The following is a 26,486-nucleotide window of genomic DNA, read 5'->3' on the forward strand; positions in this document are numbered from 1 at the left end:
AATTTATCAATAAATCCGGCAGGAATAGCCTGTTCACCCAACGTTTGCTGATCGCTCAAATGCACATACGAGAGCGATCGTTCGCTGAGCTTCTCTGCCAGCCGTAACCAGGTCTCTTCTTCGCCGTCAAAGGCGTGCATATCAAACAGACGTCCAAAGGGGGCCAGGCGGATCCCCGTTTTTCCGGCCCCAATGGCCTCGGAAATAGCATCCGTCACTTCCAGCACAAAGCGGAGGCGATTCTCAGGATCTGCACCACCGTATTCATCCTGGCGGGTATTCAGTCCGCCGTTAATAAACTGCTCGAGGAGATAGCCATTTGCGGCGTGGATCTCAACACCATCAAAACCTGCACGCACGGCATTTTTAGCGGCCTGCACGTAATCCTGTACGATTGCGTTAATTTCAACGACTGCCAGGGCGCGAGGTTCAGACACAGGAACCGGGCCCGGCTGGCCGTGTTCATTGCGAGCGTAGCAGGTCGAGTTATTCGCTTTTACGGCCACTGAACTGACCGGAGCCTGCCCGTCGTGCTGCAAACTGTGGTGAGAAATTCGGCCAACATGCCAGAGCTGGATATAAATTTTGCCGCCGGCTTCGTGGACCGATTGAGTCACCCGTTGCCATCCCTTCACCTGTGCATCGTTATAGATACCGGGCGTAAAAAGATAACCCTGTCCCTGAACGGATATTTGCGATCCTTCCGTAATAATCAATCCTGCTGATGCACGCTGCTGATAGTATTTTGCCGTCAGCTCATCGGCAGTATCACCCGCCGTGGCGCGTGAGCGCGTCATCGGCGCCATGACAACGCGGTTAACCAATTCTGCGTCACCCACTTTAAAGGGTGTGAATAAGGTGTCCATTTTTATCTCCTTTACGAAAAGAAATATAATGGTTCCCGTGAGGCTATAAGAGAACAGCTACCTGTTCCGATCAGAGTTGCCATAATTTCTACAAGAGACCCGGATACCCGGCTACGTCCAGACCTCTTTGCCATCAGGTGTTAACCATACCAGGCCCGCGGGTGCCTTAACCAAAAACCACATTCCAGACTCGTCCAGGTCGTCATCCTCATCATCAGAGGGGTAGGGCGGCCAGGCATTTTTTAATAGGGTTAACTGCTCCGAGATGGTCCCGGTCAAATACACGCTGTTTGCAGCGAGTTTAATTTTTTTCTCTTTTAATAAACGCGTCAGAAATTCAAAAAACACTTTCTTTCTGAACAGGTAATCCTCAGTAACATCCGCGCAGTCGATGCTCAAATGCTGCCATAAGGCCCCCATTGACAGGCCATAAGCACTCTCTATCACCGAGGCATATAATTGCTGGGTATTTTCCATGGTTTAACATTAATCCTTAGCGATCTTTCAGCAGCTGTTCGAATTATGGAGCCAGGTCGCTTTTAAGTGCAGCCAGGATGGCGGCTTCCATTTTCTCCGGCGTGGTAAAGGGGGCAAAACGCTTGAGCGGTTTACCGTCGCGTCCGATCAGGAATTTAGTGAAGTTCCACTTGATCCGCCCACCCAGCACGCCGGGCAATTCGTCTTTCAGGTACCGAAATACCGGGTGCGCGCCGGCGCCGTTGACCTCCACTTTCTCGAACATCGGGAAGCTCACCCCGTAGTTGATATGACAGGTCTGCGCGATGTCGTCGGCGCTGCCGGGCTCCTGCTTACCGAACTGGTTGCAGGGGAAACCCAGTACCACCAGCCCCTGGGCAGAGTACTTCTTGTAGAGCGCTTCAAGGCCTGCATATTGTGGCGTAAAGCCACAATGACTGGCGGTATTCACAACCAGCACCAGCTTGCCCGCGTAGTCGGCCATCGGGATAAGCTCGCCACGCAGGCTGGTGGCAGTAAGTTGATGAAAGGGGGTCATATCGGAATCCTTAAAGTAGAACATCTTTCGATGTCGATACTGCCACGCAGGACGTTGTTGCTGGGGCACTCGGCATCGTTCCTCTGCTGTTTGTTCGCGCGATTAATACCTTAGCCACTCACGCAGCATAAAGCTCGCTATATATCTGCAGAACACTATCGAAGAAACTGCTAATAATGGTGGTTGAGAATGATTTGCATTAACAAATGTAAGCATTTATCGTTTGTAACATAATTTTACGCCCGTCAACATTACTCATCGCTCCCACATAGAGGGGCAAGGGCTGCTTTTGCCTGAAATAAGCCACAGGGTCGGGCGTGCTGGTCGCAGGACATTGTCGTTTCACGACATTCTTATTACCAACAGGAATGTTTTTTTCTGGACAAGGGAGAGAGTCCGCTGCGGCTCAGACACATTATGGTCACGTTGAAAAAAGTACGTTCTAATTTTGCCGGAGGGGTCACGCCTCTTCTTTTGGGTCTTTTCTCGGCTCTTCCTGGCAGCGCCTGCGCGGCCGAAGCGAGTGAAGAGAGTTATCAGGATCAAGAGACCTTGATCGTGACCGGTGAAAAAACCGCGCGTTCGATTCTCGATACCGGGTCGAGTGTCGAAGTCTTCGACAGCCGCCGTATCGATAGCCTGCCAGGGGCAGAAACGGTGACGGACCTGATGCGCCTGACCGCCAACACCGTCGATATTGGCATCGGTAACGATCTGCCCACCGTGCGCGGGGTTGACGGCTCCGGGCCCAGCACCGGTGCAGGGGCGTTTCTGAGCGGTACCCGACCTCGTCTCAGCCTCTCTCTGGATGGTCGTTCACTGACCTATAACGAGCAGGCTTATGGGCCGCAAACGCTGTGGGATATGGAGCGCGTGGAGATGTTCCGCGGGCCGCAAAGTTACATTCAGGGACGTAACGCGATTGCCGGTGCGATTGTGATGACCTCCAAAGATCCGAGCTTTGAATGGGAAAGCGCATTCAAAGGCGGGGCAGGGAATCAGCACGCTTCCGAGCTGGCGATGATGGCCACCGGCCCGCTGGTGGAGGATCAGCTGGCGTTTCGTGTCAGCGTGGATCGCCAGCGTCGTCGCAGTGATATCGACCTGCCTGTCTACGATCCGGTCGGCGATCCGCGCGAAGTCCAGACCACCAACGCCCGGGCCAAACTGTTGTTTAATCCTGCGGGGTTGCAGGATCTGACCACCAAACTGACGTTCAACCACGCCGACAGCGGCTCGCCGCAGAACGAAAGCCAAAACCCGATGCCGCACCCGACCAATCCGCGATACGACTGGCGGCGGGCGGTGTTCAAAAGCAACGTCAACAGCGGGATCTGGGATCTCTCCTGGCAGGCCGACGACGCCCTGACGCTTGAGAACAAGCTTATCTATACCGGGTATCACATCAACCGTTATGTGGCGACCGGTCTGCCGTGGGCCAAAATCGACGGGCGTGAAGTGCACGTGGAGCCCGTGGCGCATTTCGGTACGGCGGACAGCACCTTCCGGGGCCTGGCGGGGCTGCGCTATTTTGATGCCTCTCAGGATGAGTCGGTCTATATCTTCGGCGGCTCGACCTTTACCGACGATACCCGCACCAGCTCCGCCTATGGAGAATTGACCTACGCCGTGACACCGCAGGTGGATATCACCGGCTCCAGCCGCGTAGAAAGCGAGCACCGCAAGCGCATTGGCGGCAGCAGAACCGTGCGCGTGGATCTCGACGAAACCTATAACGTTTTCCTGCCGAAACTCGACGTCACCTGGAAACCCGATCCAAACCAGACCTGGGGTGCCCGTATCGCCCGTGGCTATAATGCCGGTGGCGCAGGCATTACCCTGAACGCGCCTATTACCAGCTATACCTATGACCCGGAGTATGTCTGGAACTATGAGCTTTATACCCGCCACAAGCTGGATGATGCGAACCTGGTGCTGACGGGGAATCTTTTCTACAACGACTACAAAGACATGCAGTTACCTTACTACCTGGCGGCTAATTCGACGGTCATCCGCAATGCCGACAAAGTAGAAACCTGGGGCGCTGAGTTTGGGGCAACCTGGACGCCGCTATGGGATGTCGAACTGTTCGGTAATGTCGGCTTGCTGAAAACCCGTATTTCCGACTTCCCGGGCAGCGGCGTTGAAGGCCACGACCTGGCACGCGCGCCAGCCTATACGGCTAACGCGGGCGCAAACTGGCGTCTGGGGCAAGGTTGGGAGCTGAGCGGCAATGTCGCCTTCTCGGACTCCTACTACTCCGCCTACGATAACGATTCGCGCGGACGTATCGGCTCGTACTGGTCCGCCAATGCCCAGCTGGCGTACACCTTCATGTATGGCCGCGCCACCGTCTTCGCACAAAACCTGTTTGATGCCGATCGTAAAGTGATGATCAGCGGCAACGATATCTACAGCGCGACCGAACAGCGTTCACGCCTCGTCGGTGCCTCGCTGGAAATCTGGTTCTGATAACCGCGACGGGGGCTTTCCCCCGTTATTTCCCCTGACTGTCCTTGCGACATGGAGATCCTGATGTCTGTTACTCCGTTCCCGACGCGCACCCTGACCTCACTGCTGGTGGCAACAACCCTGACCTTCGCCGCCCCGGCGCAGGCGGCGGACGCCCTGATTCAGGCCGATGATATTACGCGCAAAAGCCTGGCGCCTGCCCTGGTTGAGCTGGCGTATAGTCCCAGCCAACATGCGGTGTTCGTCAGCGCACCAGACTGGAAAGAAGAAGCCCGCTCCCGGGTGTTGCGCCTCGATCCGAACACCCTTGAGGTGCAGGCTGAAATCCCCCTCGCGGTAAAAGGATTCGGCGTGGCGCTGGATGACCAGAACCATCGCCTGTATCTGACCGAGGGTTTTAACGGTGCCGTTGGCGTGGTAGATACCCAGACCAACCGCAGCCTGGATGCGATCCTGCTTCAGAAGAAGGTTAATCTGCAGCAGGCGTACCTCAAACACGGCCTGACCGGCGAAAACCTGAAGTTCCTGTTAAGCGAGCTGCAGCGCTTTAAAATCACCGATGACTATCTGTATAAAGTGCGCGAGGCGAAGTACGACGCCCGTACAGGCCGACTGTTCCTGCCGGGGCTGGGTTATGGGGTTGATAGCGTGCTGTTTGTCGTGGATACGCGTACCGGTAAGCTCGAAAAAATGCTGCCGGGCTTTGGCTTTTATGCGGTGGGAATTGCGCTTGATGAACAAGGCCGCCGGGTGTTTGTCTCGAACATGCAGGGTCAACTGATGACGGTGAATGCCGATACCCTGGAACTGACAAGCACCACCGAGATCCAGGCCGACCAGCTGCTGAACCTGGTCTACGATCCAACCCGCAACCGGGTGCTGGGGGTCGATCAGGGGATCGACCGCGACAAGTATCGCAACCATTTCCTGCAGCAGACCTACACTCGCCGCAGCAGTGGTCATCGCCTGTTTGCGCTGGATGCCGACAGCGGCAAGCTGCTGGCGAGCGAGCCCACGGACGAGGTGCCTATCGGTGTGTTGCTGGATGAGCGCGCCGGACGGGTGTATGTCACCAACCGCAACGGGGTTCGCGTTGAGCAGGGTACAGGTACGCTGGCGGTCTTTGATGCCACCACGCTAAAACGTCTCCAGACCCTGACGTTGCCTCCGCATCCGAATAGCCTGACGCTGGATACGCGCGACCACGCGCTGTTTGTAACGGTAAAAAATGACGGTGAAGCCACTCAGGCAGGCAAACCTGAGAGTGTGGTACGTATTGCGCAATAGCCGTGCTAAGCCGCCGGGAGGCGGCTTAGCCTTGCCTGAATCCACTGGCATGGGCAATGCTCGTGATTTCACCGTATCTGATTTTTCTGTCGATATAAGGCTGGGGCTTACCAAACAAATATCCTTGTGCGAGATCGCAGCCCAGTGCCTGAAGACTTTCCAGTTGTTCCTGCGTTTCAACACCTTCTGCAACCGCCTTCATATTAAGGGACTTCGCCATGCCAGTGATGAGTTTAATAATGTTAAGGGTGTCTTCCTGGGTCGATATCGAACTCACAAAGGACTTGTCGATTTTAATTTTATCGAAGGCAATCTTACTCATCCGCGAAAGCGAAGAGTATCCCGTACCAAAATCATCGATGGAGATCTTCACGCCCCACTCTCTGAGCTTGTTAAGGGTATTTATCGGCGTATTGCTCTCGGTAAAGAGGGAAGACTCCGTCACTTCCAGTTCAAGACGGTCTGCCGGAAGGCCTGTTTCTTTCAGAATGGACAGCACTATTCCGGCAAAGGCTTTGCTGCTTAGCTGAACAGGGGAGACATTGACTGAAATTTTAGCCGGAACCGCCCAGCAAGCCGCTTCCCGGCAGGCCATTTCAAGCACCGATTTGCCCATCTCATTAATCATTCCTGTTTTTTCAGCAACCGGAATAAAACTATCCGGCGACAGGAGGCCTTTCAGAGGGTGAATCCAACGAATAAGGGCTTCATAGCTGTAAATTTCCCGGCTGAATGAATCGACAATGGGCTGGTAATAAACCACGAATTCTTTATTCACTAATGCCACGGCCATATCATGCTCAAGGGTTCTGCTTTCCTGCAGCTTATCTAACATCCATTGCCGGAACACTTTTATCTTACCAGCGCCTTCATTTTTGGCTTCATAAAGCGCCAGATCGGCAAATTTATACAGATAATCGGAGCGGCGTTCAGTCTCAGAGATAACAATGCCAACGCAGGTGGTGATGTTGATAATCGTGTTATAAATAGTGTAGGGCTGGTTGAGGGCAGTACATATTTTTTGGGCTTGCGAAACAGCACGACTCTCTGTCAGACCACTCGAGAGAAAGGCAAACTCATCCCCCCCTAAGCGATAAAGTGTATCTGAACTCAGGCTCAGCGACGTCAGGCGATTGGATATCTGGCGTAATAACATGTCACCGACATCATGACCGTACGTATCATTTACCTCCTTGAATCGATCTAAATCAAACAACATCACAGCCACAGAACGGTTGTTTTTTTCTGCGGCCTCGATGGTTTTATATAAATTTTCCCAGAAAAACTGGCGGTTATTCATCTCGGTAAGAGAATCATGATAGACGTCATATTCCAGTTTTGTATTCTGGATTTGCAGTTGTTCTTTCGATTTCTGCAGCGCTTCAGCCAGATTCTTAACCTGAAGATGCGCCTGCAGAATATTTCTGTTCTGATAGAATATCAGCACGCCCAGTATCGCACTCAGGATGATCAGCAGTACGGACATTGCTGAATAAATATAGTACAGAGTTTGGATTTTGAGGTTGGCGTTATTAATTGAGTTAACATCCTTGCTTAATGCAACGGATGAAAGACGACTGAGTGGCGCATCAAGCGTATGCATTATTTTCAGGTAGGCCTGGAGTTCTGAACGGTTCATTTTCTCAAGGTGAACATCCAGATAGTTAAGCGTCTTTTCAAGTTGCATAGCAAGTTCATGATGCGCTTCATTATTTTTTATATAATGTCCCAGATCGCCTTCTTTCATTAAATCATTCTGGCTGAGCATAATGTCGAGGCGCAGGCGCACATCATCGATCTTCATCGTGTTTTCAATCGTGTAAAGACCCAGCCATGATTCCAGCCGATAATATTCAGATACCAGTTGTGCAGCAGACCAGGAGTCGGTGTAGTGAGTCAGTTTCTGTAACTCTTGTTGCCTTTCATGCACGAGGAAAGAGATATAGCCGGTAGCTATAAAAAGGGAAAATATGATGCCCGCCAGTATCCTGTTCATGATGCTCCTCTGAACGCCTACTCAATATTCATTTTGCTGACTTGCCATGCTGATCTTGAATAATAGATCTTATTATTCAGTTCAGGCAGGCTATCGTAGGGATACACAATGAATAGCGGACCTTTATCACGAATACGCATATATTCGCCGTTGACTTTCAACGCAAGGATAGCATTGTATTTCTTGAAATCATCGAGAGGGATATCGGTGGTATAGTCATTGAGCGCAGTCACCTTAAGGACAGAACCTTTTGCCCCGACATACTCCATAAGCTTTTGCATGGGTATACCCGTAAAGGTAGTGCGCCCATTATACCAGGGTGAGGTGGTCTGGAAAGTTACCGTGCCCAGTTTCTCAAGGCTGGCGATATCGAAAACAGCTTTCCCGTCTTCATTTGTATTTTCTATCTTACCGGACAGCGTTAAAAGGACTTTACCGGCAGGTTTGGAAAGTTCACCCGCCCAGACATGGGTAGAGACCAGTAAGCTTAACAGCATAACAATTAACCGCATTTTAACCTCAACTTGCTACCGATTTAACACAATTATAATTTAGTTATTATGCTATTTATATACTGACTGGTTATTATTGACGCAATCAGTTAATTCTTATTTAAATCATTTAAAATCAGTGCGTTAACCTCTTGCTGTTTTTTAATGATGATTAAGTGACGCTGTACAGTTATGTGAGTAATGCTGAATTATATTGTGCCTGTATAAAAATTAAGCTTCCTGTAAGTCAGTGTACTCAAGCATGCATCTATATAGACGTTACGTCTGCGTACATTGTGGGTTTCCAGAAGGTCGAGACGCGGCTGAACTTTTCGTTATATAATTATTTGCATAACGAAAAGTGAGGACCTATGAAACAAAAATTTTGGCAAGGCGCGTTGTTGAGTTTACTGGTTGTTATACCGTTGTCCGCAGAAGCATCGCGTCAGATAACCGACCAAATTGGTCGCCAGGTGACGATCCCTGATGACGTGAATCGGGTTGTGGTGCTGCAGCATCAGACCCTGAACTTGCTGGTGCAAATGAACGCCAGCGACAAAATTGTCGGTATTCTGGCGAACTGGAAGCAACAGCTTGGCGAGGGCTACGCCCGGCTGGCACCAGAGCTGAATCAGAAAGCGATGCTCGGCGATCTGACCCACGTCGATGCGGAAAAACTGGTCGCCCTGCATCCGCAGGTGGTTTTTGTCACAAATTATGCGCCGCAGGAGATGATCGACAGCATCAGCAGTCTGGGGATCCCGGTTGTGGCTATCTCGCTGCGCCATGATCCCGCAGGTGAGAACGCGAAAATGAACCCAACGTTGGCGGATGAGGAACAGGCCTACGACCAGGGGCTGCGCGAAGGCATAACGCTGATTGGCGACATCATTAATAAACCAAAAGAAGCGAAAGCCCTGAACGATGCGACCTTTGCCGGGCGCAAAATGGTCCGCGATCGCCTGAAAGACATTCCCGCCGAAAACCGTATTCGCGCCTATATGGCGAACCCGGAGCTCACCACCTACGGTTCAGGAAAATACACCGGCCTGATGATGGCGCATGCTGGCGCACTCAATGTGGCTGCCGCCACTGTTAAAGGCTTCAAAACGGTGTCCATGGAGCAAGTGATTGCCTGGAACCCGCAGGTGATCTTCGTCCAGGATCGTTATCCCTCTGTGGTCGATGAAATCAAACACTCTCCCCAATGGCAGGTGATTGATGCGCTGAAAAACCAGCGTGTCTACCTGATGCCGGACTACGCCAAAGCCTGGGGCTACCCGATGCCGGAAGCGATGGGCATCGGTGAATTGTGGATGGCGAAAAAACTCTATCCCGCAAAATTCCAGGATGTGGATATGCAGAAAGTCGCGAACGACTGGTATCAGCGGTTCTATCGCACAAACTATCAGGGCAACAACTGATGCGCGTGCTGGCCGCGGGCAGCCTGCGGGGAGTATGGCCGCAGCTTATGGTGCATTTCCCCGAACCGGTTGAAACACAGTTTGGCCCGGCGGGGATCTTGCATGAGCGTATTGAAGCCGGTGAATCCTGCGACCTGTTTGCGTCAGCTAATCTGGCCCATCCGCAGGCGCTGCTGATGGCCGGTCGGGCGCTGGCCGTGGTACCTTTTGCCAGCAATAAACTGTGCATCACCGTCTGCAGCGACAGGCTGCACGGTAACGACGACTGGCGCGCGTTGCTCACCCGTACTGATTTGCGCCTCGCGACGTCCACGGCGGGATGCGATCCTTCGGGCGACTATGCGCAGGAGTTGTTCGCCCGTATGGGACAGGCAGGCGATGCCGTACGGGAACGCGCGCTCGCGCTGGTCGGTGGGCAGCGCTCGGCCCCGGTGCCAGCAAACACACTGGCGGCAGAGTGGATCATTCGCAGTGGGCAGGCGGAGATGTTTATCGGGTATGCCAGCTACGCAGAAAAGCTCCGCCAGATTGCGGGATTAACGGTCATCGATATCCCGGAACCCTTTAACCCGCGGGCGCAGTATGCCGCCGCGCAAATAACGGTCCGGGCGCACCATCTGGCCGCCTTTTTACAGTCGCAAGAGGCGCAAAAAATACTGCGTGAAGCGGGGTTTGACGTCGCCTGAACGACCTCTTTTGCCCGACGGTGAACGTGGGTATAGTGATTATCTGCTTAAAAAGGAGAGTTCAGACATGGTGACCCCCGCGCTTGAAACCGAACGGCTACTGCTTAAACCGCTTTCCTCTGACGATGCAGTACACATCCAGCGCACCTTTCCGCGCTGGGAAATTGTGCGCTACCTGATCGCCAGTGTTCCCTGGCCTTATCCGGACAATGCGGCGCAGCACTACGTCGATATCATTGCCCTGGCCGCCAGCAAAGAAGGTAAAGGCTGGTACTGGACGCTGAGGCGGAAGGAGGCGCCGGAGGAGGTGATCGGCGTTATTTGCCTGATGGATATCCCCGACAATAATCGCGGTTTCTGGCTGGTACCCGAATGGCAAGGCCAGGGGTATATGACGGAGGCCTGCCATGCGGTGACGAACTTCTGGTTTACCGAACTGGATCGCGAGGTGCTACGCGCCCCAAAAGCCGCTATCAATAGCCGTTCCAGAAACCTTTCTGAGCGCAGCGGGATGCGTTTGCTGCGCGTAGAAAAGGGGGAATACGTCGCTGGCGTCCTCGACACAGAGTTGTGGGAAATCACCCGCGACGAATGGCGGCAGCTTAACGGAGCATCCGCCCGCCGCTGAAGCTCCAGTCATCGGCGGTATTAAACTGGATCATCACCATGACATCATCCGGGTGAATATCCAGGGTCGCATGCAGCCGTTCGCACAGCGCGCCGCAGAGGTTTTGCTTCTGCTCATGCGAGCGCGGCTTGCCCGCCAGAATATGAAACTGAATAAAATTGTCGCTGCGCCCGCCGCTTTGATAGTGACGATCGAACACGCGCTGACCCGCAGGAAGGGGCTCGAAAATCTGAAAGCGATCGCCCGCTGGGACGGCGAATTCCGCCTCTAAACTCTGTTGCAGAATGTCGGAAATCTGCGTTATTTGCGCGTCGCTGTATCCCTGACGCAGGATGATACGGGTGAAGGGCATCGGCGTTACTCCTTGTCCAGACAAGCCAGAGCCGACACCGCTGCAGGCCAGCCTGCGTAGAACGCCAGATGGGTAAAAGCTTCGGTTATCTCAGTCTGCGTCAGGCCATTTCGCTGCGCGAAGTCGATATGCCAGGGGAGCTGCTGCGCCCGTCCCAGCGCCGTCAGCGCGCCCAGCGTAACCAGGCTGCGATCGCGTGGGGAGAGCGCGTCACGTTTCCAGATATCGTTAAAAAGCACCTCCTGACTCAGTTCGGCCAGCTTAGGGGCGATGCGGATCAGGGATTCAAGATCGAGCGATTGCGTCATGGTGTTCTCTCCGTATTGACAGTAAAACGATTCTGGCGGCATATGTTGATCCTGAAAATCAAATTATCTGCGGCCTACCATCCCGCATTTCAGGACGATCATGATTAAACTCCCCCCCACGCTCGACCTCGATGCCTTGCGCAGTTTTGTGACCGGCATCGAATGCGGCAGCTTTGCCCTGGCCGCCAGCCGGCTGTGTCGTTCCACCTCGGCGGTCAGCGCCCAGCTGAAAAAGCTGGAGCAACAATGCGCAACAGAGCTGGTGGTGAAGCAGGGCCGCCACCTGGCGTTAACCCGTAACGGCGAGATCGTCATGGGATATGCTCGCCGGATGCTGGCGATGAATGATGAGGTGCAGCGCGCGCTCAAAGGCGAGCTGTTACTCGAGGAGATCCGCATCGGTATGCAGGAGGATTTTGGTGAGTCGCTGATGCCGGGCATTCTGGGCGAATTCAAACGCCATCACCCCGGGATGCGGATCATTGCCCGCGTGGATCGTAATCAGCCGCTGCTCACTGCGTTTGATGAAAACGCCCTCGATATGGTGCTGCTGTGGCAGACCGAGAATACCCAGCGTACCGGCAGGCTGATCGGCCAGCGTCCGCTTGAGTGGATCCAGCCCCCGGATATGAACATCCACGCGCTGCTGGCTCAGGGCGAGCCCTTGCCGCTGGTGATGTTCGACACCCCGTGCCTGATGCGTTCGCATGCCATCGACTGCTTAAACCGCGCGGGTATCGCCTGGCGGGTGGTGTTCGTCAGCCACAGCCTGAGCGGGATCTGGGCGGCGGTGCAGGCCGGGCTCGGCATCACGTTGCGAACGCGTATCGGCATGCCGGGTCATTTACGCGTGGTGGGGAACAGCCTGCCTGCGGCGGGAAGCCTGGGGATTACCCTGGAGCAGAAGCACGGGAACGACGCGCAACAGCGGGCGCAGACAATGCTGGGGCAAATAATGGAGGCGGCGCTGCTTAGGGTGAAATAAGCGTCAGGGTGGCATGATTCCTTAACCAAAACGTGCGTCCAGATATCACCCTGTTCCGGGATATACTATCAGGACGCACTGACGTTACGCTTTAAGAACACTAGCCTCAGTTAAATTAAGGCCTGTTAATGATCTCGGCCGGAATGGGCTCGCCGTGATACTTCTCGTAGATGGCATTCAGTTTGCCGTTTTGGAGATTAGCGGCAATCCACTGGTCGAGTTTTTCTTTTAGTTCCGGCTCATTCTTTTTCAACCCAATCGCTAAATCAAACACGGTCAGCGTCATTTTGGGTTCGAATGCCAGATCGGGATTTTGCTTCTTAATCTGATTAACCAGCGTGGCGGAGGTGGCGACCGCGTAAGCCTGACCACTCACTGCCGCCGTCACCAGCGTGGCATCGTCGTCGTAGCGTTGAATAGTGACGCCATTTTTCATTGCATCTTTGGTCAACATCGAATCTTGCGTTGTTCCGCGGGTGACGGTAATGGCACGTCCTTTGAGATCGGCCCAGTCGCTAATTTTGGTGGCTGCCGGTGCGCCGATTACCGAGCGTAAGCCCGCGTAGGCGCGGCTAAAATCAATCACCTGCGCGCGCTGCGGCGTGACAGAGAGGGTGGATATCACGATATCGGCCTTGCCGGTCTGTAAATTCGGGATACGGGTCGGGCCGGTGGTTTCGATGAATTTCAGTTTCAGCCCCCAGTCTTTGGCTAACAGCTGGGCCGTTTCCACATCGGAACCTACCGGTTTCATTGATGCATCCAGCATCCCTGAAGGCGGAATGGACATATCGGTAGCAACACGTATTTCACCCCGTTTTTGAATCTCCTCCAGGGCATTAGCCGAGACGGGGAGGGTGACGATGGCCGACAGCAGCGATGCGAGCAGTATGATTTTTTTTGCAGGTCTCATTATTATTCTCCTTGGTAGGGATATTTCGCAGGTTGAATGACTCACAAATCGTTAGATATAAATTCCTGTAAGGCCGCCGTACCCGGCGTTTTGAGGATCTCGACCGTACCGCTTTCGTGGACGGTTCCCTGATGCATAAAGATGATTTTATCGGCGACCCGGCGGGCAAAGTTCATTTCGTGGGTCACCATAATCATGGTCATGCCACTTCCCGCCAGGCGCTCAATGACGCGCAGAACTTCGCCGGTGAGTTTGGGATCTAATGCCGATGTCACTTCATCAAACAGCATCACTTTGGGCTTCATCGCCAGCGAGCGGGCAATGGCCGCGCGCTGCTGCTGTCCGCCAGAGAGTTGTTCCGGGTAGCTGTCGGCCTTATCGGCCAGGCCCACCTGTTCCAGCACCGACAGTGCAAGCCTTCTGGCCTCTGCTTTCGCCATTTTCTTGACCGAGACCGGGCCTAAGGTGATGTTTTGTTCAATTGTCAGATGGGGAAACAGGTTGTAGCTCTGGAAGACAATCCCGACGTCCTGGCGCAGCTTGCGCAGATTAACGTGGGGATCTTCAACTTTATGGCCACAGACCTCAATGCTGCCGCCATTGATGGTTTCCAGCCGGTCGATACAGCGTAACGCCGTACTTTTACCTGAGCCACTGGCGCCAATCAGCGCCACCACCTGTCCCTGATTCACTGAAAAAGAGACGTCTTTCAGCACCGGATTGTGGCCAAAGCTTTTTTGCACATTTCTCAATGTAATGATGGACATAGTATTAACCTTCAGCACTTAATTGATTCGTGGGCTCACGGTGGGTACCGGCTTGATTTTTTTCTCGGGGGCACCCCGTTCAAGCCGACGACTTAACACCGAGACCGGGAAACACAGACAAAAATACAATGTGGCAACAATGAGATAGATGATAAAGGGCTCGAAAATAGAGTTGTTGATCAACTGCCCGGCGCGCGCCAGCTCGACAAACCCCACCACAGACGCCAGTGACGTGTTTTTGATGATTTGTACCGAAAACCCGACCGTTGGCGGTGTCGCCAGCTTGATGGCCTGCGGCAGGATGACTTTAAACATCCGCTGCACGCCGGAGAGGGCCAGGCATTCAGCCGCCTCCCACTGGGCGCGGGGCACCGCCTGAATGCACCCTCGCCATATCTCGCCCAGATAGGCGCTGGCATAAATCGTCAGCGATACCCCGGCGGCCAGTAGCGGCGAGATAGACAGGCCCAGCTGCGGCAAGCCGAAATAGACCATAAACATGATAATCAGCAGCGGCGTGCCCTGAATTAACTGTACCCAGGCGGCAATGACAACACGTAGCGCACGTACCGGCGCGATGCGGCCAAGCGCAATCAGAAAGCCCATTAATCCACCGCCGCCGAAGGCCATCAGGGACAGGATCAGGGTCCAGAACGTGCCTTCAAGCAAAAACTGAATATGTGCGAAATTGAGAGAAATATTCATCGTCATCACTCCCTAAATCATTGTGCCAAGCCGACGACGGCGAGGGAAAATAGCCAGCCCAAACAGCCAGAATATCAGCCGCATTAACAGCGACAGCGCGATATAAATGCCCGCCACAATGACGAACGTTTCAAAAGGACGGTAGGTTTCTGACTGAATAAAGTTCGCGGTTGCGGTCAGCTCTTCCGTCGATATTTGCGAGGTCACCGAGGAGGCCAGCATCAATAAAATAAACTGGCTGGTCAGCGCCGGATAAACACGCTCGATGGCCGGGCGTAAGGCAACGTGCCAGTATTGCTGCCATTTGGTTAACCCCAGCGTTTCTGCGGCTTCCCATTGGCCTTTATGCACCGATTCAAATCCCGCACGCATGATTTCTGCGGTATAGGCACCCACGTTGATCGTCAGGGCAATCACCGAGACGGTGAAGGCAGTAAATGAGAACCCCATACTGGAGAGGCCGAAGTAGACCAGGAAGATCTGCACCAGGAACGGCGTATTGCGGATGGATTCAACATAGATTGCCGCGATCCTCGAAAACACGTTGGATTGAGAGCGGCGGGCCACGGCACACAGCGTGCCGATCAGAAAACCCGTCACCGTCGTCACTAAGGCCAGTTTGGCGGTTAATGCCGCACCGTCCAGCATCAGCTGCCATTGTGAAAGTATTGCTGTGAAATCGAGCATCATGACGTTTGCCCCGGTTAGATTGCTTTTGCGGTCTGCTGCCCGGTTAACCGGTCATAGACTTTGAACAGTGCCTGATTACCGTTCGCACCTTCACCGTATGCCTGCGCATTCTGGTACTGGGTCGCCACCAGGGCGGTCGCCGGAAGGGGAACGGGATGTTTCTGCGCAGCCTCTAAAACCAGACGCAGATCTTTCATCATCAAATCAATGCGGAAACCGGCTGAACTGTCACCGTCGATCATCGCCGGGCCCAGTTTGTCGAGCATCCACGAGGCGGCGGAACCGCCCAGCAGCACCTCCCGCATTTGTGGCAAATTGATATCCCAGGCGCGCGCCAGCGCCAGTGCTTCGCAAATGGCCTGAATATTGATGCCGCAGATCAGCTGGTTACACAGCTTCACGGTCTGTCCGGCACCGGAGCCGCCCACATGATTTAAGGTGGTGCCCATGGCGTGCAGATACGGCGTGGCCTGTGCAAACCCCGCCGCATCGCCGCCTACCATGATGGTCAGCGTGCCATTTTTGGCGCCAATCGGTCCGCCAGAGACAGGCGCATCCAGCATGGTGACCCCAACGGCTGCAAGCGCCTGGCTCAGGTTACGGGTGGCTTCAGGGGCAATGGTACTCATGTCAACGTACAGTTTTCCGCGTGGCGGAACGGATAACAGTCCCTGCGGGCCACGCACGATCTCTTCCACCTGAGGCGTGTCCGGCAGCATGGAGATGACGATATCGGCATCGCTGACGGCGGAGGGGATATCGTTCACCACCTCAACACCGTACTGGCGCAACGCCTCACCGGCACCACTGACAATATCGAACGCGCGAACGGTGTACCCGGCCTGAGCCAGATTGCGTGCCATCTCGCGGCCCATCACACCCAGGCCAAGAAAGCCGACAACGCCGGAAGTAGGGGTCTTCATGGTGATTTTCCTTGAGGTTAATCAGTTACGTTGCTCGAGCTGCGTTAGTTTCTCAACGCGGCGCACAAAGTCAGCATCCTGTACAAAGGTTGCCTGCAGGAAGGCATCAATCAGATCGCGTGCCAGCCAGGGCCCCACAATCTGTGCACCGATGCACAACACATTCACGTCATCGTGCTCGACGGACTGGTGCGCGGAGTGCACGTCATGACCCACGGCGGCGCGAATGCCTTTGATTTTATTCGCGGCGATTACGGCGCCGACGCCCGTCCCGCATACCAGGATCCCGCGCTGACCTTCGCCCTGGCGCACCTTGTCGCACACGGCAAACGCAATATCCGGGAAATCCACCGGATCGGGGTTGTAGCTCCCCACATCGTTAATCGAGTGGCCCGCTTGTTGAAGCCACTGAATCAGCTCCTGCTTCAGGTGGAATCCGGCGTGGTCACTGCCAATGACTATCTGCATCTGCTTTTCCTTTACGGTGTTTGAGTAATGGGTGGGGAGTCGAACATGCGAATGGTGGCGCGACGACGGAAATCGGCCCCAATTTCAAAATGGCGACTTAATAACTCATCGGCTTTGTCTTCGTCTCGTTCGACGATGGCGGCAAAAATGGCGCGGTGGTGATCAATGAGGAATGCCTCAATCCCTTCCACCTGAATAATTTGTTCACGGCGGTCAAGGTGAGAGCGCTGCATCAGCACGCCAATCGACTGATAAATGCTGATAAGCGTGGGTGAACCTGACGCGCTGACGATGGTTTCGTGGAAGCGATAGTCTGCGCGTCCTCCTGCTTCCGGGGCATGGATCGTTTCGCTGATGTCGCGCAGGCAGTCCGCTAAGCGGTCGTAGTCACTCTGCGTTCCCCGGCGGCAGGCGAGGCGGATAGCCTGACGTTCAATGGCGATTCGGGCCTGCATCACGTCATCGACCACATTCGGCTGGTGGGCCAGCACGAAGGTGAAGAAATCCCCGAACAGCGAAACATCCGGTTTTGTCACCACCGTACCGATACCGTGGCGGATCTCGACGGCACCGATCATCGCCAGCGCTCTTAACGCTTCGCGCAGTACCGGGCGACTCACCCCTAATCTCAACGACAGTTCGCGCTCAGGCAGCAGGCTGTCACCTGCTTTCAGCGATCCGCTTAACAGCTGATCGCGTAAAAATTTAACAACGCGGTCATGCCCGCTACAGTTTTCCGTTACTTCACGCTTGATATCCATCGGGTTCACCAGTGGTCTTAAGTGGTAATACCAATGGTAGATATGTTAAGAAAACATTAACGTGATGTTGATCGATATTTAACCTGTCCATTTTGTGAACAGGTTGGCAAATATCAATTTGACTAAATGGCGAAGGGAGACAGGTGTGGATGACTTTTGACGATACGGGGAGCGTTACGCGCGATATTGCCCGCTATTTTGCAACCGGCAGCTCGGCATATCGGGTGGTATAGGCCGGAGAAAGCATCTCGCGCCTCATCGCCCATTGTTTCTGAATTCCTTGCCCGGCAAACCATAATTTCCCTGTTCCGCTCTGATTGATTCCGTCCATCACGCGCATCAGCGATTCGCTGTTAGGGTGAGGTTTATCGTCATCAAACAAATTAAGCTGGGCCACACCCTGGCTGAAAAAATCGCCCAGAATAACGCCCGCTTTCATATAGCGGTGCCCGTCGATCCAGATGCAATCGAGCGCATTCATGGCCGCGCGGATGATGTCCCGGGTGTCATTCGAGGGGGTCAGCAGCTGACTCATGGCCTGGTTGCTATAGAACTCTTCATCAAGCGCATGGGGGCTGGTGCGAACAAACACGCCAATCTGGCGACAGTACTGGCGTTCAGCGCGGAGTTTTTCTGCGGCACGAACCGCATAATTACAGATCGCCTCACGCATGTCGGCATACCGGGTAATACGCCTTGCAAACGAACGTGAACAGACAATCTGTTGTTTGGCGGGTATGAACTCGTCAAGCGCCAGGCAGGGTTCACCGCGCAACTCCCGGACGGTGCGTTCCAGCACCACATTAAAATGTTTACGCATAACCCAGGTGCTCTGTTCGGACAACTCCTTTGCGGTGGTAATGCCCATTGCGTTGAGCTTTTTAGCGATCCGTCTGCCGACACCCCATACCTCTTCGACCGGGACCCGCGCCAGCAATTTTTGCTGGCGTGCGCTCGCGGACAGATCCACTACGCCGCCGGTCTGAGGCCATTTTTTGGCTGCATAATTGGCCAGCTTGGCCAGCGTTTTGGTTTGTGCAATGCCCACCCCGACGGCCAGATGCGTATCACGCTTTATTCGCGCCTGAATTTCCCGGCCAAACTCTTCCAGCACCCGACAGTTTTGCACGCCGGTAAGGTTTATAAAGGCCTCGTCGATGGAGTATATTTCCACGGCCGGGGCTAATTCCTCCAGCGTTGTCATCACCCGATTGCTCATATCGCCATACAGGGCGTAGTTAGAGCTGAATACATTGACCTTATAACGATGTAGCTCATCTTTAAGCTTGAAATAGGGCGCGCCCATCTTAATACCCAGACTTTTCGCTTCGGCCGATCGCGCAATAACGCAGCCATCGTTGTTACTTAAAACAATAACGGGTTTGCCTTGCAGATCGGGTCTGAAAATGGTTTCACAAGATGCATAAAACGAATTGACATCCACCAGGGCAAACATCATTTGTACCAGGTTTTGATCGAATGCTTAACCACGCCGAAGATTTCAAATTGATCGGCATCAGCAACAGGAATAATGGGGTAATTGGCGTTCATGGGTTTGAGATGCAGGTAAGGGCGCAACATCAGCAATTTTACCGTGAATTCTCCGGAGAGTGCCGCCACCACGAGGTCACCGTGTCCCGCTTTCAGAGAACTGTCGACAACCAGCATATCACCATCGTTAATTCCGCCCTCGATCATGGAGTCACCGCTTACTTTTATAAAGTAGGTTGACCCCGGATGGCTCACCAGCAGTTTGTTCAGATCAATACGCTGTTCAACGTAGTCCTGCGCCGGTGACGGGAAACCACAAGGGACGAGGCTGTGGAATAATGGCAACTCAAGAACGGGGCAGATTTCTGCGGGTTGATAAAAAGACATAATCAAATCCTTTAATTGATACTGTATATAAATACAGTATCCGTGATTAGGTGATTTGATCAAGGCTGAGCAGGTGTCTTTTTTGAAAGTGGTTGGCGGTAAAGCAATTTTATTATTCAGGCGGATCCCGCGCGCTAATGAAATGATTATTTTTCAATCAGTAATAGGCCTGTTACAGAGATACCCCCTGCACGCTCTGATAAGGGGTGGCTCAGATCCTGTGATGACAACGCGCCGTAGCAACACCCGTAGTATCTGCCCGGTTTACTGATACAGATATTGCGGTTCGCGCCGTTCCCAATCCTCTCTGTGACGCTCAGGTGTATCTTCATGTTCACGGCAAAAAAGGGGGCTAAAAAAATAAATTCCGTCGAAACGTTTCTTTTACACGATATATTCCTGGACGAGACAGGAGTACGTTATGGTGGTGATGCCATTCATCTGACTGGAGGAAATATCCCCAACATCAAATTCGAGTGCCCGGTTTGCCAAAATAAAAGGTTTCGTTTTACCTCTTTTAACCCTACGCAAACCCAACCTCATGGCGCAGTCTGCTCCGTATGTGGGGCCCGACTCACCGCCCATTCATGCCTGCCAACGCTGCAAACTTTGCGACGGCGGCGCTGGCCAAAACAGGTGGTTTAACAAGGGGCCTCAGTCCGGGCCTCTCTGATGCTTTTTTTGGTGATGACCGAGACTCTGTTTATCTGTCAGGAGATATATGCGCGGATGCTGATATCTGCATAAAATCACCGGGTATGATTGTCGCGAAAATATTCATGGAAACGTCGTATTGACAGCGGTAAATAATCCTTTCGGGAAGCGTAACCCTGTTTTCGTTATTTAATCCGGGCTGATTTTCGCAATCAGCGTGGCGCCCTGATTTTTGACATGACCAACCGCCCGCGTAACCGGATGCCAGTGGAACCGATCTGCAGAGATCGCTCCCGTCCGGGCGATCTCTTCTGCCTCTTTACCCCTCACTCTCTCGCGCATCCAGTCGCGTGCAGCCTGCGGCGTTAACACCAGCGGGCGTCGGTCGTGGATATCCACCAGCCCTTTATCCGCCGCTGCGGTGACGATCAAAAAGCCTTCCGCAGCATCTCCGCGTTCAAATGGCCTGCTGCCAATGGCGGCCATAAAAACAGGCTGACCGTCAGTGCGAGAGATAAAGTAAGGCTGCTTTTTGTCACCCTCATTTTTCCACTCGAACCAGCCGTCGGCAAAGATAATCGCCCGGCCATGCTGCCACAGGGGTTTAAACATTCGGCTGCTGGCGGCGGTTTCCAGCCTGGCATTGATCAGCGGCGGCTTGTCCCACCAGCCCGGGGCGTAACCCCAGAATACCGGGTCCAGATGCAATACGTCATCGCGTTCACTGAGCAGCAGGACTTTGGTGCCTGGTGCCACATTGTAGCGCCCGATCGGTTCCGGGTCGTAGGGGATGTCGCATTCCGCTTCATCGGCAAGAAAGGCGAGGTACTCTTCCCGGGTTTGCGCCTGGGCAAAACGTCCACACATCGTGACCTCCAGCAGTTGAGTTAAGTATAGGTTCACATTTTCCCGGCAAAGAAATAATAACCCTTAAATATTATGTGGTCGACGCTGTGGCCGTGCTGTTGAAAACTGGTGGTTAAATCACATGCAGTTACTTCTGAGTGCCATCTCACCGGGTAGACTTGTCATAACTAATACTGTTAAATAAATAACACGCGAAAATTAATTTCTGGGGAAAGGAACGTAAACATAAAGCATGAGCAGGGAGGCCATTAAAACGTGTGGGAAATTAACTGTTCAACAGGGTGGTAATATGAAAATTCTGCAGAGCCAGGAGTTTTTTCTAACAGAGCAACATGCGTTCTGTCTGTTTATGCTGGGCAGGCAAAATATGGAAGAGATGCATGGGCATGACTTTGATGAAATTGTCATCGTAAGCGAAGGTAGTGGTTTTCATATTATTAACGGCAGCGTGGAGTTTATTTATAAAGGAGATTTTTTCTTTGTGTCAGTTAACGATACACACTGTTATCTCTCAACTAATAACCTGTCGGTTATTAATGTCCTGATCCGCAAAGATCGCAGTTTTTTCTTTCTGGCAAATATCGACAAGCTGATCGACATTATTAAGCAGAATAACAGCCTGAGATGCACATACGATACCTCGCTGACGCAGGACGATCTGGATAAAATCATTGCCCTGACGCACATCATTAATGCAATGCAGGATGATGAATTTGATGAGCTTTATTTCTCTGCGGCAGAAACGGCGTTGCTGGGTATCATCGACACCCTGTGCCAGCGGGCACGCAAGAAAACCTTACGCGCGCAGCCGGAAGAGTGCGGCCGCAAGTATCTGATTAACGCCATAAAGCATAATTACCTACGCCATATCAACTGGGAAGATCTGTGCGATGAGAGTCGGATGACCCGGCGAACCATGTTCCGTTTTATTAAGGATGTGACCGGCTATACGCCTGCGCGGTTTCAGCTTCTGTTCCGCTTATTAAAAGCGCAGGAATTATTACGCACCACGGATAAAACAATTAATGAAGTGGCCGTCAACTGCGGCTTTCTCAATACCATACGCTTCACCGAAACGTATAAAAAGCAGTTCTGCTATACGCCCTCTCTGGAACGTAAGTTAATGCGCTGACGCCAGAGTTTATATCTACCAATGAATATGCCCGACATGAATAATGTCCGGGAGGAGGTTTTGCTGACGAAAAAGCAGGGCAAGTAAAAATCCCTGCAGGCCATAATAAGGCTGGCAAGGTAATTATGCAGTTGACGTAGTATTTCCTCTAATAAAGAAAATATACCCTACAAAGGATAAGCATTATGTCAATACAGAAAACACCCAACCCATGGTATGTCGGGGTGGTGTCGGGGATGGCGTCATATATTGATTCGTCCGCGATTATATCGAATGGCACCGCGCTCGTTATCTACAGTAAAACCATTGGCACAACGGCCATCGAAATAGGCATTCTCTCCGGCGTGCTGACCTTGTGTATTGCCCTCGGTGCCTTCACCGGCGGTCGGCTTGGCGATCGAATAGGCCGCCGGAAGGTGTTTATTATTACCATGGCGATGATCCTCGCGGGAACATTACTGCTCGCTTTCGGCCTGTCGTTCACCGCGCTATTGATCGGCACCTTGCTGATTGGGTTAGCCACCGGTGCCGACCTGCCGGTATCACTGGCCACCATTTCCGAAGCCGCGACGGATAACAACCGCGGTAAAATTATTGCGCTCTCTAATTTGCTGTGGACTGCCGGCATTGGTGCCACCATGGCGATTGCCGCTGTCGTCGGAGAGTGGGGCAGAGTGGGCGCGCAAATTATGTATATGCATGTCGGACTGGTGGCGCTGGTGCTGTTAATTTTGCGCTGGTCTATTCCTGAATCGCCGTTATGGCTGGTGGCGCGGGATGAATTGCGTCGCGGTGTCGCCACCGTGCGGGCGCAAAAAACATCGTATAAAGACCTGCTGCGCGGGAAATATCTTTGGCCATTTATTGCCCTGTGCCTTTTCTACGCCTTTACCAACCTGGCGGCCAATACGGGCGGGCAGTTTGGTACCTATGTGGCAGTCAATGTCGTGGGGATCTCCGTCAGCACCCATTCCCTGTGGAACCTGATGATCATGCCGGTGGGGATCGCCTCGGGCATAGTATTTATGCGTATTGTCGATACCTCCAAAAGGATGCCGTTCTTTATTCTGGGTGCGGTAATGCTCACGGGCGGTTACGCGCTGCCAATGATCTTTAATTTCGCCCCAGCCGCCTGGTTCTGCTGTCTGTTATTTACCAATATGGGCAACGGCCTGGCTTTTGAAGGCATCATGAAAGTCTGGTCCCAGGAGTCTTTCCCGACCATGCTGCGATCCACCGCCCAGGGCATCATCGTTGCCGTCGCGCGTCTCTCCTGCGGTTTACTCGCCTTTGTCACCCCCGTTCTCCTCGAAGTTGGCCCGATGGCGCTGTACGCCATGCTTGCCTCCACGGTGGGAATCGGCCTGCTGATCGCCTGGCTTTGTTTCCGGGGTAAACAGCGTAACGAATTTAATGCCGAAGCCGAAATAGTGGCGACCCATACAGACGAAGCACACCTTAACAGCCGCTATGTCGGTGAGAATTAACAGGAGTATTACCATGTTAACGATTAAAAATGTCACCCTAAATTATGCCCAGGAACTGAACGGTGTTGAATCCATGCCGGTAGTGGGATGGGTGATTGGCAGTGATAACAACAATGTCGAGCAGATGAGCTGGCACATGCAAATAAGCCAGGATAGCGCATTCAACGATATTATTTTCGACAGCGGTACGGTTGCCAGCGGACAGTCGCAAAATATTACCCTGAACGCAATCGACCTTAAAAACTCCACGCACTACTTCTTGCGGGTAAAAATCAGCGATAACCACGGGCAGCACAGCGACTGGAGCGAACATGCGACCTTTATTACTGGCCTTCCCGGCGCGCAATGGCAGGCAGAATTTATCTCGGCCGAAGGGCCGCAGGATAACGCCAGCTCAAAAGGCACGCTGCTCAGAAAAGACTTTACCCTTCCCGATGACGGGGCGGTCGCTTCCGTTATTGTGCATGCCAGCGCCCTGGGGCTGTATAAGCTGTATGTCAACGGCAAAAAAGTCGGTAAGGATGAACTGACGCCCGGCTGGACCAGCTATCAGCATCATCTGCTGTATCAGACCTATGATTTAACCAACCTGTTAGCCGCCGGGGATAATACCCTTGCCGCCATCGTCGGGGCGGGCTGGTATAAAGGCGACATGAGCTTTAATCGTGCCCGTAATTACTACGGCGATCGCACCGCGTTTATTTGCCAGGTAGTGGTGAATTATCAGGATGGACGCCAGGTGATGTTCGGGACGGATGAATCATGGCGCGGCACAGACTCTCCGGTGCTATTTTCTGAAATCTACGACGGCGAAACCTACGACGCACGGCGGGAGGTCTCCGGCTGGAACACGGTTGATTGCGATGTCGCACCCTGGCGGGCTGTCGACGTTGTCGCGTCGGATAAAAGCGTGCTGGGCGCGCAAGGCGCCAGTACCGTGCAGGCGATTGAGACCCTCAGCCCTCAGGCGCTGATCGTCACGCCAGAGGGCGATCGGGTCATCGATTTCGGTCAGAACCTCACCGGCTGGGTAGAATTTAGCGTGAGCGGCAGAGCGGGTGACAAGGTGATTCTGCGCCATTTTGAAGTGCTGGATGCGAACGGTAACGTCTACCTTGCGAACCTGCGCACCGCAAAGCAGCGCGTTGAGTACACCCTCAGCGGCGCACAGACCGAAGTCTATCACCCTCACTTCACCTTCCAGGGCTTCCGCTATGTTCACGTTGAAGCATGGCCGGGCGAGATCGCGCTGGAGAACGTTAAGGCCGTGGTGGTGCATTCACAGATGGAACGCACCGGGGAGTTTTCGTGCTCCAACCCGGATCTGAATCAGCTGCACCACAACATTCTGTGGGGGCTGAAAGGCAACTTTGTCGATGTCCCGACCGACTGCCCGCAGCGCGACGAGCGGCTGGGCTGGACCGGGGATGCGCAGATATTCTGCCGGACCGCGAGTTACCTGATGCAGACCCGTAACTTCTTTGCCAAGTGGCTGACCGACCTCAAATACGATCAGACGCCCGAAGGCGGGGTCCCGCATGTGGTGCCGGATATCCTTACCGGCTGGAGCGAGAACGATCGCTTTCTGTCGCAGGGCACCCACTCTGCGGCGGCCTGGGCGGATGCTGCCGTGATCAACCCCTGGACGCTGTACCTGATGTATGGCGACAAAGAAACCCTGCGCAATCAATACGCCAGCATGAAGGGGTGGATTGAATTTATGCGCACTCACGCGGTGGATAATAAATGGAGCTATAAGCTGCAGTTTGGCGACTGGGTGGCGCTGGACGCCAAAGAGGGGAGCTATTTTGGTGCCACCCCGAACGACTTAACCTGCATGGCGTATTACAGCTGGTCAACGCTGCTGTTTGCCAAAGCGGCGAAAGCGCTGGGTAACGAAGAGGACTACGCCACGTATTCTGCGCTGCACGGTGAAATCGTGAAAAGCTTCCAGCAGGAGTTCTTTACCCCGGCCGGACGGCTGGCGGCCAGAACCCAAACGGCGCATATTCTGGCGCTGCATTTTGACCTGGTGCCGGAGCGGTTCAGAGCGCGCACCGTGGAGACGCTGGTGGAGCTGCTGGCGGAACACGACGGGCATCTGGTGACCGGTTTTGTCGGTACGCCCTATTTCTGCCACGTTCTCAGTGAAAATGGCCGCGCGAAAGAGGCCTGGCAACTGCTGTTAAAAGACGATTTCCCGTCGTGGCTGTATCAAGTGAAAGCCGGGGCCACCACCATCTGGGAGCACTGGGACGGCATCAAGCCCGATGGTTCAATGTGGAGCCCTGACATGAACTCGTTTAACCATTATGCCTACGGCGCGATTGGCGAATGGTTATACCGCGGGGTGGCGGGGATTGATGCCGATGAAGAGCAGCCAGGCTTTAAGCATATTCGCATTCAACCTGTTATCGGTGGTGAGCTGGAGTGGGTCAACGCCCGCTACCGTTCCGGCTATGGCGATATCGCCGTCAGCTGGGAGGTAAAACAGCGTGAGGTCGTATTACGCGTCACCGTGCCGCACAACACCACCGCCACCGTTATTCTGCCAGCGGAATGCCGCTTAAAAGATTCGGCTAATATGAATTTCAACGTGCTGAATAATGCATTACAGGCCAGCGTGGGGTCGGGTGAATATCGCTTTGAATACAGTCTGTAATTAATAAATATCAGGCGCGGCTATTCGCGCCTGATATTTACCGTTTTCGAGCAATACCTTTTACCTTAC

The 26,486-nt window shown here is 53.5% G+C and carries 27 protein-coding genes; 10 read left to right on the plus strand and 17 right to left on the minus strand.

Annotation, left to right across the window (positions count from 1 at the left end; translation table 11 throughout):
- From ACRDD5_RS03510 to ACRDD5_RS03520, 3 genes are all read right to left on the minus strand, one after another.
- On the minus strand, positions 1–866 hold an 866-nt coding region (locus tag ACRDD5_RS03510; protein ID WP_438675944.1), incomplete at its 3' end, for an alkene reductase.
- A gap of 111 nt (positions 867–977) precedes the next feature.
- Positions 978–1,343, minus strand: a complete 366-nt coding sequence (locus ACRDD5_RS03515) for a DUF596 domain-containing protein (RefSeq protein WP_438675945.1) — start codon at positions 1,341–1,343, stop codon at positions 978–980.
- 43 nt (positions 1,344–1,386) lie between these two features.
- Entirely contained in the window at positions 1,387–1,881 is a 495-nt protein-coding gene (locus ACRDD5_RS03520) for a glutathione peroxidase (protein ID WP_438675946.1), read from the minus strand.
- A gap of 417 nt (positions 1,882–2,298) precedes the next feature.
- On the opposite strand from ACRDD5_RS03520, the gene ACRDD5_RS03525 reads away from it, so the two are divergent.
- Both ACRDD5_RS03525 and ACRDD5_RS03530 read left to right on the plus strand, forming a co-directional pair.
- On the plus strand, positions 2,299–4,353 hold the full coding sequence (locus tag ACRDD5_RS03525) for a TonB-dependent receptor (protein ID WP_438675947.1): 2,055 nt from the start codon (positions 2,299–2,301) through the stop codon (positions 4,351–4,353).
- Between the two features lie 63 nt (positions 4,354–4,416).
- Complete coding sequence (locus ACRDD5_RS03530; RefSeq protein ID WP_438675948.1) at positions 4,417–5,640, plus strand: YncE family protein; 1,224 nt, start codon at positions 4,417–4,419, stop codon at positions 5,638–5,640.
- 25 nt (positions 5,641–5,665) lie between these two features.
- Here the strand turns inward: ACRDD5_RS03530 and ACRDD5_RS03535 are convergent, their stop codons facing one another.
- Both ACRDD5_RS03535 and ACRDD5_RS03540 read right to left on the minus strand, forming a co-directional pair.
- Positions 5,666–7,636 carry a putative bifunctional diguanylate cyclase/phosphodiesterase gene (locus ACRDD5_RS03535; protein WP_438675949.1) on the minus strand — a complete coding sequence of 657 codons (1,971 nt, stop codon included), beginning with the start codon at positions 7,634–7,636 and terminating at the stop codon, positions 5,666–5,668.
- Positions 7,637–7,653: 17 nt separating this feature from the next.
- Positions 7,654–8,148, minus strand: a complete 495-nt coding sequence (locus ACRDD5_RS03540; protein ID WP_438675950.1) for a molybdopterin-dependent oxidoreductase — start codon at positions 8,146–8,148, stop codon at positions 7,654–7,656.
- A gap of 350 nt (positions 8,149–8,498) precedes the next feature.
- Between ACRDD5_RS03540 and ACRDD5_RS03545 the strand changes: the two genes are divergently transcribed.
- The 3 genes from ACRDD5_RS03545 (at position 8,499) to ACRDD5_RS03555 (ending at position 10,865) form a co-directional block, all read left to right on the plus strand.
- Complete coding sequence (locus ACRDD5_RS03545) at positions 8,499–9,551, plus strand: ABC transporter substrate-binding protein (RefSeq protein ID WP_438675951.1); 1,053 nt, start codon at positions 8,499–8,501, stop codon at positions 9,549–9,551.
- On the plus strand, positions 9,551–10,237 hold the full coding sequence (locus ACRDD5_RS03550) for a molybdate ABC transporter substrate-binding protein (protein ID WP_438675952.1): 687 nt from the start codon (positions 9,551–9,553) through the stop codon (positions 10,235–10,237). The genes ACRDD5_RS03545 and ACRDD5_RS03550 overlap by 1 nt, the downstream gene beginning before the upstream one ends.
- A 67-nt stretch (positions 10,238–10,304) precedes the next feature.
- Positions 10,305–10,865 (plus strand): GNAT family N-acetyltransferase, encoded by a 561-nt coding sequence (locus ACRDD5_RS03555; RefSeq protein WP_438675953.1) that lies wholly within the window; start codon positions 10,305–10,307, stop codon positions 10,863–10,865.
- On the opposite strand, the gene ACRDD5_RS03560 is transcribed toward ACRDD5_RS03555, so the two are convergent.
- Both ACRDD5_RS03560 and ACRDD5_RS03565 read right to left on the minus strand, forming a co-directional pair.
- The gene (locus ACRDD5_RS03560) at positions 10,840–11,217 is read right to left on the minus strand and encodes a tautomerase family protein (RefSeq protein ID WP_438675954.1); all 378 of its coding nucleotides are present in this window, start codon (positions 11,215–11,217) and stop codon (positions 10,840–10,842) included. The genes ACRDD5_RS03555 and ACRDD5_RS03560 overlap by 26 nt on opposite strands.
- 5 nt (positions 11,218–11,222) lie before the next feature.
- Positions 11,223–11,525 carry a carboxymuconolactone decarboxylase family protein gene (locus tag ACRDD5_RS03565; RefSeq protein ID WP_438675955.1) on the minus strand — a complete coding sequence of 101 codons (303 nt, stop codon included), beginning with the start codon at positions 11,523–11,525 and terminating at the stop codon, positions 11,223–11,225.
- A 100-nt stretch (positions 11,526–11,625) separates the two neighbouring features.
- On the opposite strand from ACRDD5_RS03565, the gene ACRDD5_RS03570 reads away from it, so the two are divergent.
- Positions 11,626–12,510: a LysR substrate-binding domain-containing protein gene (locus ACRDD5_RS03570; protein ID WP_438675956.1), complete on the plus strand. Its 885-nt coding sequence runs from the start codon at positions 11,626–11,628 to the stop codon at positions 12,508–12,510.
- A gap of 115 nt (positions 12,511–12,625) precedes the next feature.
- Here the strand turns inward: ACRDD5_RS03570 and ACRDD5_RS03575 are convergent, their stop codons facing one another.
- From ACRDD5_RS03575 to umuD, 9 genes are all read right to left on the minus strand, one after another.
- Complete coding sequence (locus tag ACRDD5_RS03575; RefSeq protein WP_271281229.1) at positions 12,626–13,423, minus strand: transporter substrate-binding domain-containing protein; 798 nt, start codon at positions 13,421–13,423, stop codon at positions 12,626–12,628.
- 41 nt (positions 13,424–13,464) lie between these two features.
- Complete coding sequence (locus ACRDD5_RS03580) at positions 13,465–14,190, minus strand: amino acid ABC transporter ATP-binding protein (RefSeq protein WP_271281228.1); 726 nt, start codon at positions 14,188–14,190, stop codon at positions 13,465–13,467.
- An 18-nt stretch (positions 14,191–14,208) separates the two neighbouring features.
- Positions 14,209–14,895: an amino acid ABC transporter permease gene (locus ACRDD5_RS03585; protein WP_271281227.1), complete on the minus strand. Its 687-nt coding sequence runs from the start codon at positions 14,893–14,895 to the stop codon at positions 14,209–14,211.
- A 12-nt stretch (positions 14,896–14,907) separates the two neighbouring features.
- Positions 14,908–15,585 (minus strand): amino acid ABC transporter permease, encoded by a 678-nt coding sequence (locus tag ACRDD5_RS03590; protein ID WP_271281226.1) that lies wholly within the window; start codon positions 15,583–15,585, stop codon positions 14,908–14,910.
- Positions 15,586–15,599: 14 nt separating this feature from the next.
- The gene (locus ACRDD5_RS03595) at positions 15,600–16,508 is read right to left on the minus strand and encodes an NAD(P)-dependent oxidoreductase (protein ID WP_438675957.1); all 909 of its coding nucleotides are present in this window, start codon (positions 16,506–16,508) and stop codon (positions 15,600–15,602) included.
- Between the two features lie 21 nt (positions 16,509–16,529).
- On the minus strand, positions 16,530–16,976 hold the full coding sequence (gene rpiB / locus ACRDD5_RS03600; RefSeq protein ID WP_438675958.1) for a ribose 5-phosphate isomerase B: 447 nt from the start codon (positions 16,974–16,976) through the stop codon (positions 16,530–16,532).
- Between the two features lie 11 nt (positions 16,977–16,987).
- Entirely contained in the window at positions 16,988–17,737 is a 750-nt protein-coding gene (locus ACRDD5_RS03605; protein WP_271281223.1) for a FadR/GntR family transcriptional regulator, read from the minus strand.
- 193 nt (positions 17,738–17,930) lie between these two features.
- The gene (gene umuC / locus ACRDD5_RS03610; protein ID WP_438675974.1) at positions 17,931–19,193 is read right to left on the minus strand and encodes a translesion error-prone DNA polymerase V subunit UmuC; all 1,263 of its coding nucleotides are present in this window, start codon (positions 19,191–19,193) and stop codon (positions 17,931–17,933) included.
- Positions 19,193–19,615: a translesion error-prone DNA polymerase V autoproteolytic subunit gene (umuD, locus tag ACRDD5_RS03615; RefSeq protein WP_271281222.1), complete on the minus strand. Its 423-nt coding sequence runs from the start codon at positions 19,613–19,615 to the stop codon at positions 19,193–19,195. The genes umuC and umuD overlap by 1 nt, the downstream gene beginning before the upstream one ends.
- Before the next feature lie 330 nt (positions 19,616–19,945).
- Between umuD and ACRDD5_RS03620 the strand changes: the two genes are divergently transcribed.
- Positions 19,946–20,260, plus strand: coding sequence for a hypothetical protein (locus ACRDD5_RS03620; protein ID WP_438675959.1), 315 nt, complete (start codon positions 19,946–19,948; stop codon positions 20,258–20,260).
- A gap of 198 nt (positions 20,261–20,458) precedes the next feature.
- Here ACRDD5_RS03620 and ACRDD5_RS03625 read toward each other — a convergent pair whose 3' ends face one another.
- The gene (locus tag ACRDD5_RS03625) at positions 20,459–21,136 is read right to left on the minus strand and encodes an SOS response-associated peptidase (protein WP_438675960.1); all 678 of its coding nucleotides are present in this window, start codon (positions 21,134–21,136) and stop codon (positions 20,459–20,461) included.
- A 289-nt stretch (positions 21,137–21,425) separates the two neighbouring features.
- Here ACRDD5_RS03625 and ACRDD5_RS03630 point away from each other — a divergent pair, with 289 nt between their 5' ends.
- The 3 genes from ACRDD5_RS03630 (at position 21,426) to ACRDD5_RS03640 (ending at position 26,417) form a co-directional block, all read left to right on the plus strand.
- Positions 21,426–22,268, plus strand: coding sequence for a helix-turn-helix domain-containing protein (locus ACRDD5_RS03630; protein WP_438675961.1), 843 nt, complete (start codon positions 21,426–21,428; stop codon positions 22,266–22,268).
- A 185-nt stretch (positions 22,269–22,453) separates the two neighbouring features.
- On the plus strand, positions 22,454–23,755 hold the full coding sequence (locus ACRDD5_RS03635) for an MFS transporter (protein WP_438675962.1): 1,302 nt from the start codon (positions 22,454–22,456) through the stop codon (positions 23,753–23,755).
- Positions 23,756–23,768: 13 nt separating this feature from the next.
- A complete protein-coding gene (locus ACRDD5_RS03640) occupies positions 23,769–26,417 on the plus strand; it encodes a family 78 glycoside hydrolase catalytic domain (RefSeq protein ID WP_438675963.1) in 2,649 nt (882 codons plus the stop codon).
- Positions 26,418–26,486: the final 69 nt, after the last annotated feature.

The sequence above is a fragment of the Silvania sp. genome, assembly GCF_051656365.1.
In the GTDB taxonomy this organism is placed as follows: Bacteria; Pseudomonadota; Gammaproteobacteria; order Enterobacterales; family Enterobacteriaceae; genus Enterobacter; species Enterobacter hatchlandensis.

What these genes read in the sequence shown, in the direction of transcription:
- ACRDD5_RS03515 (WP_438675945.1), bottom strand. Translation starts at nt 1,343, where the DNA reads ATGGAAAATACCCAGCAATTATATGCCTCGGTGATAGAGAGTGCTTAT.
- ACRDD5_RS03520 (WP_438675946.1), bottom strand. Translation starts at nt 1,881, where the DNA reads ATGACCCCCTTTCATCAACTTACTGCCACCAGCCTGCGTGGCGAGCTT.
- ACRDD5_RS03525 (WP_438675947.1), top strand. Translation starts at nt 2,299, where the DNA reads ATGGTCACGTTGAAAAAAGTACGTTCTAATTTTGCCGGAGGGGTCACG.
- ACRDD5_RS03530 (WP_438675948.1), top strand. Translation starts at nt 4,417, where the DNA reads ATGTCTGTTACTCCGTTCCCGACGCGCACCCTGACCTCACTGCTGGTG.
- ACRDD5_RS03535 (WP_438675949.1), bottom strand. Translation starts at nt 7,636, where the DNA reads ATGAACAGGATACTGGCGGGCATCATATTTTCCCTTTTTATAGCTACC.
- ACRDD5_RS03540 (WP_438675950.1), bottom strand. Translation starts at nt 8,148, where the DNA reads ATGCGGTTAATTGTTATGCTGTTAAGCTTACTGGTCTCTACCCATGTC.
- ACRDD5_RS03545 (WP_438675951.1), top strand. Translation starts at nt 8,499, where the DNA reads ATGAAACAAAAATTTTGGCAAGGCGCGTTGTTGAGTTTACTGGTTGTT.
- ACRDD5_RS03550 (WP_438675952.1), top strand. Translation starts at nt 9,551, where the DNA reads ATGCGCGTGCTGGCCGCGGGCAGCCTGCGGGGAGTATGGCCGCAGCTT.
- ACRDD5_RS03555 (WP_438675953.1), top strand. Translation starts at nt 10,305, where the DNA reads ATGGTGACCCCCGCGCTTGAAACCGAACGGCTACTGCTTAAACCGCTT.
- ACRDD5_RS03560 (WP_438675954.1), bottom strand. Translation starts at nt 11,217, where the DNA reads ATGCCCTTCACCCGTATCATCCTGCGTCAGGGATACAGCGACGCGCAA.
- ACRDD5_RS03565 (WP_438675955.1), bottom strand. Translation starts at nt 11,525, where the DNA reads ATGACGCAATCGCTCGATCTTGAATCCCTGATCCGCATCGCCCCTAAG.
- ACRDD5_RS03570 (WP_438675956.1), top strand. Translation starts at nt 11,626, where the DNA reads ATGATTAAACTCCCCCCCACGCTCGACCTCGATGCCTTGCGCAGTTTT.
- ACRDD5_RS03575 (WP_271281229.1), bottom strand. Translation starts at nt 13,423, where the DNA reads ATGAGACCTGCAAAAAAAATCATACTGCTCGCATCGCTGCTGTCGGCC.
- ACRDD5_RS03580 (WP_271281228.1), bottom strand. Translation starts at nt 14,190, where the DNA reads ATGTCCATCATTACATTGAGAAATGTGCAAAAAAGCTTTGGCCACAAT.
- ACRDD5_RS03585 (WP_271281227.1), bottom strand. Translation starts at nt 14,895, where the DNA reads ATGAATATTTCTCTCAATTTCGCACATATTCAGTTTTTGCTTGAAGGC.
- ACRDD5_RS03590 (WP_271281226.1), bottom strand. Translation starts at nt 15,585, where the DNA reads ATGATGCTCGATTTCACAGCAATACTTTCACAATGGCAGCTGATGCTG.
- ACRDD5_RS03595 (WP_438675957.1), bottom strand. Translation starts at nt 16,508, where the DNA reads ATGAAGACCCCTACTTCCGGCGTTGTCGGCTTTCTTGGCCTGGGTGTG.
- rpiB (WP_438675958.1), bottom strand. Translation starts at nt 16,976, where the DNA reads ATGCAGATAGTCATTGGCAGTGACCACGCCGGATTCCACCTGAAGCAG.
- ACRDD5_RS03605 (WP_271281223.1), bottom strand. Translation starts at nt 17,737, where the DNA reads ATGGATATCAAGCGTGAAGTAACGGAAAACTGTAGCGGGCATGACCGC.
- umuC (WP_438675974.1), bottom strand. Translation starts at nt 19,193, where the DNA reads ATGTTTGCCCTGGTGGATGTCAATTCGTTTTATGCATCTTGTGAAACC.
- umuD (WP_271281222.1), bottom strand. Translation starts at nt 19,615, where the DNA reads ATGTCTTTTTATCAACCCGCAGAAATCTGCCCCGTTCTTGAGTTGCCA.
- ACRDD5_RS03620 (WP_438675959.1), top strand. Translation starts at nt 19,946, where the DNA reads ATGTTCACGGCAAAAAAGGGGGCTAAAAAAATAAATTCCGTCGAAACG.
- ACRDD5_RS03625 (WP_438675960.1), bottom strand. Translation starts at nt 21,136, where the DNA reads ATGTGTGGACGTTTTGCCCAGGCGCAAACCCGGGAAGAGTACCTCGCC.
- ACRDD5_RS03630 (WP_438675961.1), top strand. Translation starts at nt 21,426, where the DNA reads ATGAAAATTCTGCAGAGCCAGGAGTTTTTTCTAACAGAGCAACATGCG.
- ACRDD5_RS03635 (WP_438675962.1), top strand. Translation starts at nt 22,454, where the DNA reads ATGTCAATACAGAAAACACCCAACCCATGGTATGTCGGGGTGGTGTCG.
- ACRDD5_RS03640 (WP_438675963.1), top strand. Translation starts at nt 23,769, where the DNA reads ATGTTAACGATTAAAAATGTCACCCTAAATTATGCCCAGGAACTGAAC.